The sequence below is a fragment of the Trebonia sp. genome, assembly GCF_049794275.1.
In the GTDB taxonomy this organism is placed as follows: Bacteria; Actinomycetota; Actinomycetes; order Streptosporangiales; family Streptosporangiaceae; genus Trebonia.
Window position 1 is genome coordinate 1 of record NZ_JBARCR010000342.1, and the last position, 2,878, is coordinate 2,878.

4 protein-coding genes are annotated in these 2,878 nt (G+C 72.6%); 1 reads left to right on the forward strand and 3 read right to left on the reverse strand.

Annotation, left to right across the window (positions count from 1 at the left end; genetic code table 11):
• The 3 genes from WA805_RS09455 to WA805_RS09465 form a co-directional block, all read right to left on the reverse strand.
• The coding region (locus WA805_RS09455; protein WP_425242149.1) for an HAAS signaling domain-containing protein at positions 1 to 760 on the reverse strand (760 nt) is incomplete at its 3' end.
• The gene (locus tag WA805_RS09460) at positions 757 to 1,080 is read right to left on the reverse strand and encodes a PadR family transcriptional regulator (protein ID WP_422273973.1); all 324 of its coding nucleotides are present in this window, start codon (positions 1,078 to 1,080) and stop codon (positions 757 to 759) included. The genes WA805_RS09455 and WA805_RS09460, both read right to left, overlap by 4 nt.
• A gap of 26 nt (positions 1,081 to 1,106) precedes the next feature.
• Positions 1,107 to 1,646 carry a histidine phosphatase family protein gene (locus tag WA805_RS09465; protein WP_422273972.1) on the reverse strand — a complete coding sequence of 180 codons (540 nt, stop codon included), beginning with the start codon at positions 1,644 to 1,646 and terminating at the stop codon, positions 1,107 to 1,109.
• 83 nt (positions 1,647 to 1,729) lie between these two features.
• Here WA805_RS09465 and WA805_RS09470 point away from each other — a divergent pair, with 83 nt between their 5' ends.
• Entirely contained in the window at positions 1,730 to 2,740 is a 1,011-nt protein-coding gene (locus WA805_RS09470) for a hypothetical protein (protein ID WP_425242150.1), read from the forward strand.
• Positions 2,741 to 2,878 lie beyond the last annotated feature (138 nt).

Consider the following 2,878-nt stretch of genomic DNA (forward strand, 5'->3'; position numbering starts at 1 on the left):
GGCGGAGGATGTGGCGGGCGCGGGCGACGAAGGCGACCGCGGCGGTGGCCGCTACGATGGCGCCGCTCAGGAACACGCCCGGGCCGGCCGGGGCGCCGAACGGGCCGCCGGTGAACGTGCACACGACGAGCGCGAGCGCGCCTGCCGTGAAGACGGCCGCCGCGGCCAGCGGGAAGAACCCGCTGGGCAGCACCGGGACCGGAGCGCGGCGCCGCCAGTACGTCGCGGCGAGCAGGTAGCAGCCGAGCAGCAGAATGCCGCCGAGGCCGCCGCCGATCACCCGCAGCGACACCGCGTCGCTGCTCGCCTCCAGCACCGCCGCCTGGCCGCAGGTCCCCGCGCCAGGCCAGTTCGACAGCCAGTGCGCGCACTGCGCGGCCGTGTACGTGCCCGCGGGCGCGGGCGTGCCGCCGACGAAGCTCGTGCCGGCCAGGTGGTTCATGGCCAGCGCGACGAAGCCGCTGGCCGCGATGGCGAACATCCCGGTCCAGCCGAGCCGCAGGCCTGTCAGCACCAGGTCGGCCGCCACCTGGCGCGAACGGAGGTTGTGCGCCCGCACCACTGCCCGTACCGAGCCGAACGCCGAGATCGCGGCCTCCTGCGCTTCCCGTTCCGTCATCCCGATCGCGACACCCGCCGCGACGGACTCCCGCAGGTGGTCCTCGGCCTCCGCGAGAATCTCCGCGGTGCGCTCCTGCGGGAGACGGCGCAGGCTGGCCCTGAGTTCGGCCAGGTAGCCGTCGATCAGGTCCCCGGTCATGCCTGCCACCCCACAACCGCCTGGACCCCGCCAGCGAAGCGCTTCCACTCGGTCCGCTGCGCGGCCAGCGCGGCCTCGCCGTCGCTGGTCAGCGCGTACACCCGGCGCTTGCGGCCGTCCGCGTCGGACCACGAGCTGGCCAGCAGCCCGGCGTCCTCCAGCCGGTGCAGCGCCGGGTAGACCGTCCCCTCCGGCAGGTCGAACATGCCCTCGCTCCGCGCGCGCAGCGCCGTGATGATCGCGTACCCGTGGGCAGGCCCCGCCGCGAGCACGGACAGCAGCAGCAGGTCCAGGTGCCCCTTCAGCCGTTCCCTGTTCATGCCAAGGAAATCTATGCCTCGTTTATCTAGGTGTCAAGCATGTAGGACCATCCGGGGCGCCAGCCGAAGTCCTCCGCCATCAGGTCCTCGACCGGGACGCCGCGCAGGGCGTGATCCAGCGTCCAGCGGGTCGCGACGTGCCCGATGACCACGATCCGCCGCCCCGCCCAGCGCGACGGCAGGTCGGCGAGGAACCGCTCGCCGCGCGTGACGGCCTGCCGCCAGCTCTCGCCGCCCGGGTACGGCACGTCCAGGTGGTCGCGCCGCCCGGCGTGCATCTCCGCGGCGGGCATCCCGTTCAGCTCGCCGTAGTCGCATTCGCGCAGCCGCCAGTCGTGCAGCACGGGAACGCCTGACCCGTCGAAGGCGAGCTCCGCCGTCTGCACGGCGCGCCGCAGGTCGGAGCAGAACACCGCCGCGATACCGCCCTGGGCCCGCCGCCGCCCGAGCTCGCGCGCCTGCGCCCTGCCCTGTTCGGAAAGCCGTCCCGGCAGCCATCCGGTCGCCCGGCCCGCCTCGTTGTCCTCGGTCGTGGAGTGCGTCTCGAAGACGATCTCGATGCTCACGCGCCAACCCTAAGACCCAGCCGGCGTGACAACCCGATCCGCCGCCGCCGCGTCAGGTACAAAGGAGTGACTCAAGGGGGAACATGGGCAGACTTCCCGCGCCGCGATGGGCGATCGCCGCTGCCGCCGTCGCGGCGTCGCTCGCCGGCTGTCACGTCCCCTTCGTCTCGAAGGGCGGCAGCGCCAGCGGGGCAAGCAGCAGCAGCGTCCCGGCCAGCCTGAACACGTGCACTGTCTACGCGCAGCATTACGACGCCGAGGTCATCGTCACCCCGGGCCGCTCGTCCGAGTGCGACACGCTGATCACCAACCTGACCGGCGGCGGCATGGTCTGGGCCAGCACGCCCAACGCGGGGTCCATGGGCGATCTCACCGAGCAGTGCGACCTGATGAGCGCCGGCGGGACCTACGAGGCGGTCGTCATGGACGAGTCCGGCGCCTCCGTCGGCCATGCCACCTGCAACGGCTTCGAGACGGCCGGGTGGAACGCGAACACGCAGGCGGGCCCCCTGGCCCGCTTCGTGGCGGCCCATCAGCAGGCGCTGCTGCAGCAGCAGGCGACCGTGTCCGCCTCGGCCGGCCAGGCGCAGCAGGTCACCAGCGCCCAGCAGGCGCTCGAGACGGACCTCACCACCCTGCAGCGCGCCAATTCGGCGCTCACCAGCAGCAAGAGCCTGACCGGCGCGGTGAACCAGATGAAGAGCGACTACGCGCAGGAGCAGGCGGATTACGCCCGCGAGCAGCACGACTCGTGCCCGGCCGCCGCCGGGGACGCGACGACCGTGGGCCAGGATTCCGCCACGGTCGGCAGCGATCTCAACACTCTCACGGGCGACGTGGAAAACCTCCAGGTCGGCGGCATCCAGAGCGTCCAGACCGCGGTATCCAACGTGAATTCCGATCTGAGCAGCCTGCAGAGCCTGCACGCCGCGCCGACGGTGAATCCCGCCTCGGCCATCGCCACTGGCAACACGGCGCTGGCGAGCGCCTGGAACTCCATTGCCGCCGCGCAGGGACAGGGCAAGACGATCATCACCGAGGCCCAGGCGCTCGCGGCCACGGCGCAGAGCCTGGCCAGCCAGCACGGCTGCTGAGATCGTGGCGAGAACGACTAGGGGCCCGCTTCTGGGGAGACTTTGCGCAGGCGAAGGCTGGCAGCACGCTGCCGCTGCGGGTCGCCGGCGACTACCCGCCGCTCGGGCCGCGGCGGCGAGCGAGCCGCGCGACGAGCG